The sequence below is a fragment of the Flintibacter muris genome (genome assembly GCF_943192995.1).
GTDB lineage: Bacteria > Bacillota > Clostridia > Oscillospirales > Oscillospiraceae > Lawsonibacter > Lawsonibacter muris.
Map to the genome: position 1 here is coordinate 1 of NZ_CALPCP010000097.1, position 2,768 is coordinate 2,768.

Genomic DNA, 2,768 nt, shown 5'->3' on the forward strand with positions numbered 1-2,768 from the left:
CGCATAATTCCTCAATCCCCATTGTGGGGTAGTGCCGCTCCGCCGCACCTTGCAGGCCCTTTTGGGCATACCGCCACGGCGGGTCGGCGTATATCACGTTATATTTACCGATAGTCACACCCCCTTTCCGCCAGCGGCCACAGCCACCCGCGCCTGGGTGATGCGCTCCGTGGCCGGGCCGTAAAAGGCCGGGGCCGTCTCAAAGCAGATAAATTCCCGGCCCGTGTTCAGCGCGGCGATGGCCGTTGTGCCGGAGCCCGCGCAGATGTCCGCCACCACCTCGCCGGGGGCGGTATAGGTCTTTATCAGATACTCGCACAGCTCCACGGGCTTTTGGGTGGGGTGGACGGTATGGGCCACGGTCTGGAACGAAAGCAGGTTCCCCGGGAACCGCCGCCCGTCCTCCGAGCCGCTCCCGGAGCGGACGAACTTTCCATAGTTGGGGCTTTGGTCGCGCTGGGACGCAATCTTTTTGTAGGGCTTGCCCTGTTCAAACTGCGGGTTGTATAAGGGGAGCTTTTGGTAAAATACCAAAATGTTCTCCGTCTTTTTCAGCGGGGCGCGGCGGGCGTTGAGAAATCCCGTACAGCGGCTTTTATACCACACCCATTCATAGCGGAGCATGGAGAGGTTGGACGCGCCCAGCACCTTGTCATAAGGGCACTGCGCGAAGAACAGCACCGCCCCGGAGGGCTTGACCGCCCAGCGCACCGCCTCCCACAGCTCCGGGAGCGGCAAAGGCACGTCCCAATAGTTGCGGGTCGTGCCGTAGGGCGGGTCGGTCAGCAGCATATCTACCGAGTGCTCCGGGAGGGAACGCAGGCCCGCGATGCCGTCCATAAGGTAGAGCCCGGAGGGTTCCGGGTTAAGGTTTGGGACATTTTGTCCCAAAGCCGGGCTATCTGCCATCCCGTCCCTCCTTTCCCTTTGCCGGGGCGGAGCGGGCGGCATTTTTCTGCGCGGCCTCCTTTCCCGCCTTATCCATCTGCTCCCGAATGGGCGCGGGGCGCACCGCCTCGGCCCGGGCGATAAGTTTCTCAACCGCCGAATGGTACGCCTCCACCCCCGCCGCGTTCAGCCGCTCCTGGGTGGCCCGGTCATTGATACGCACCGTGGCCCGGTAGCCCGTCCTGCTGGTGGGGTCGGGTTTTGAGGGCGCACCCAAGAAAATGCCGTTCTGCCCGTTCACCACCTTGAAATCGTCCACCACCACGCCGCCGAAGTTGACGCTGGCAAAACCAATCAGCTTGCCCTGGGGCTCAATGGGCCGCACCGACACCTCGATGGGGATGACAGCCTCCTGCAGAACAGCGTCCGTCCGCATCTTTACCGCTTCGTCAATGGTAACGCCCTTGACCTCGGCCAGCTCCGCGATGGGAGACTCGAACAGCCAGCGGCGCTCCTCGGCGGCAATCTGCTCCGGGGTAAGTAATACGTCGTTGCTCAAATCTTCTTCCTCCTTTCCGGGCCGGGGGATGACCGCCCCGCCCATATAGTCGTAGCCTGCCGCGTGTATCGCGGACAGGGTTTCCGCTGATACCGCCCCATGCAGTTGCAGGTCGGTTTCAGCCATGAACGCCAGCATATCCCGCTGGTCAAATTCCTCCAGGAGCTTTCCGCCCCATGCCCGGCGCATTTCACCCTCCGGGTCCAGCTTGTACCGTCTCGGCATATCCGGCCTCCTTTCCCGGACTTTGGGACAAAATGTCCCGAAGTGCCGCTAAATCAGTGGGCCCCGAAGATGCTCCGGGCGATTGTCCCGGTCTTGAACAGCATGAAGCAGAGGAGCACCGTATAGCCCACGGTTCCCCATATCGCGCCGATGGGGTCGCCCCCGGCGGCGATGCCCTGCACCAGCACCGCATAGATGCCGACACAGACTAAAATCAGCATCCCTTGAAAGCCCACGGCAAAAAGGGATTTTAAGTAGTTCTGCCCCATGCCGCCCACCTCCCGGTTGGAGAGGGTCGCCACGGGGATGGGCGCAAGGCTGGTCAGCAGATATATTTCTATCATTCTTCCGTACACCAGCACGAAGATGATGATGCCCAGCGCCTGCATGGTGAGCCCGATGACCGAGGACTGGAGCCACAGCCCAAGGAGCGGGCCCAAATCCATCCCCTCCAGCGTGGTCTGGAGGTTGTTCAGCATATCCGGCGAAACCGCCGTGGAGCCCTGTATCAGCCCGGCAGAGCGGGAAATCACGCTCTGCGACACGTCAAAGACGGCCATCACGATATTGAACGTGTTGGAAAGTATCAGCACCGCACACGCGGTCTTGAACATCCATTTGTAGAGGTTCGCCACGTCTACTTCGTGCATATTGTTTTTTTCAAGGAGCATCTGGATGAGCTCATAGGTGGCAACAAAGGTCAGCACCAGCCCGGCGATGGGTAAAATCACCGTCTCGGAAAGCTGGCGGATGAGGGAGAAAACCCCGGCGTTCCATGCCGCCGGGGTCGTCCCTACCTGCACCGCAATCTCTCCGACCTGGGCATTGACGGTATCAAAGAGCCCCTCAAGGTTCCCCATGATGCCGCCAATCAGCAGCTCTTTCAGCCAGTCCGTGAGCCAGTCGGTGAGAAAGTCCATAAGCCGCCGCCCTTAAAACAGCCCCGACAGCAGCGGGATGAGGGTCGTGCCGATGACGATGATGCCGCCCCCGGCCATGAGCTGTTTCATGCCCTGGCTTTTTGCTCATGTGAGATAAAGAAGTAAAAGAAGTGTAAAAAATTTTGCCGTTCCCTGTCCGGCTGACTGCCGGACGG

3 protein-coding genes and 2 pseudogenes are annotated in these 2,768 nt (G+C 60.6%); all 5 read right to left on the reverse strand.

What is annotated here, in order from left to right; genetic code table 11:
- A pseudogene (locus NFS22_RS23300) lies at window positions 1-118 on the reverse strand (MT-A70 family methyltransferase); the annotation flags it as partial.
- Window positions 115-909 carry a DNA-methyltransferase gene (locus NFS22_RS23305; protein ID WP_251320006.1) on the reverse strand — a complete coding sequence of 265 codons (795 nt, stop codon included), beginning with the start codon at window positions 907-909 and terminating at the stop codon, window positions 115-117. The gene NFS22_RS23305 and the pseudogene NFS22_RS23300, both read right to left, overlap by 4 nt.
- The gene (locus NFS22_RS23310) at window positions 899-1,672 is read right to left on the reverse strand and encodes a septation protein SpoVG family protein (RefSeq protein WP_251320007.1); all 774 of its coding nucleotides are present in this window, start codon (window positions 1,670-1,672) and stop codon (window positions 899-901) included. Before NFS22_RS23310 ends, NFS22_RS23305 begins: the two co-directional genes overlap by 11 nt.
- A gap of 53 nt (window positions 1,673-1,725) precedes the next feature.
- Entirely contained in the window at window positions 1,726-2,592 is an 867-nt protein-coding gene (locus NFS22_RS23315) for a VirB6/TrbL-like conjugal transfer protein, CD1112 family (protein WP_251320008.1), read from the reverse strand.
- A gap of 12 nt (window positions 2,593-2,604) precedes the next feature.
- A pseudogene (locus tag NFS22_RS23955) lies at window positions 2,605-2,697 on the reverse strand (Maff2 family mobile element protein); the annotation flags it as partial.
- Between the last annotated feature and the right edge of the window lie 71 nt (window positions 2,698-2,768).

Bases quoted from the DNA above. Each gene is read 5' to 3' on its own strand.
- NFS22_RS23305 (WP_251320006.1), bottom strand. From the start codon at position 909: ATGGCAGATAGCCCGGCTTTGGGACAAAATGTCCCAAACCTTAACCCG.
- NFS22_RS23310 (WP_251320007.1), bottom strand. From the start codon at position 1,672: ATGCCGAGACGGTACAAGCTGGACCCGGAGGGTGAAATGCGCCGGGCA.
- NFS22_RS23315 (WP_251320008.1), bottom strand. From the start codon at position 2,592: ATGGACTTTCTCACCGACTGGCTCACGGACTGGCTGAAAGAGCTGCTG.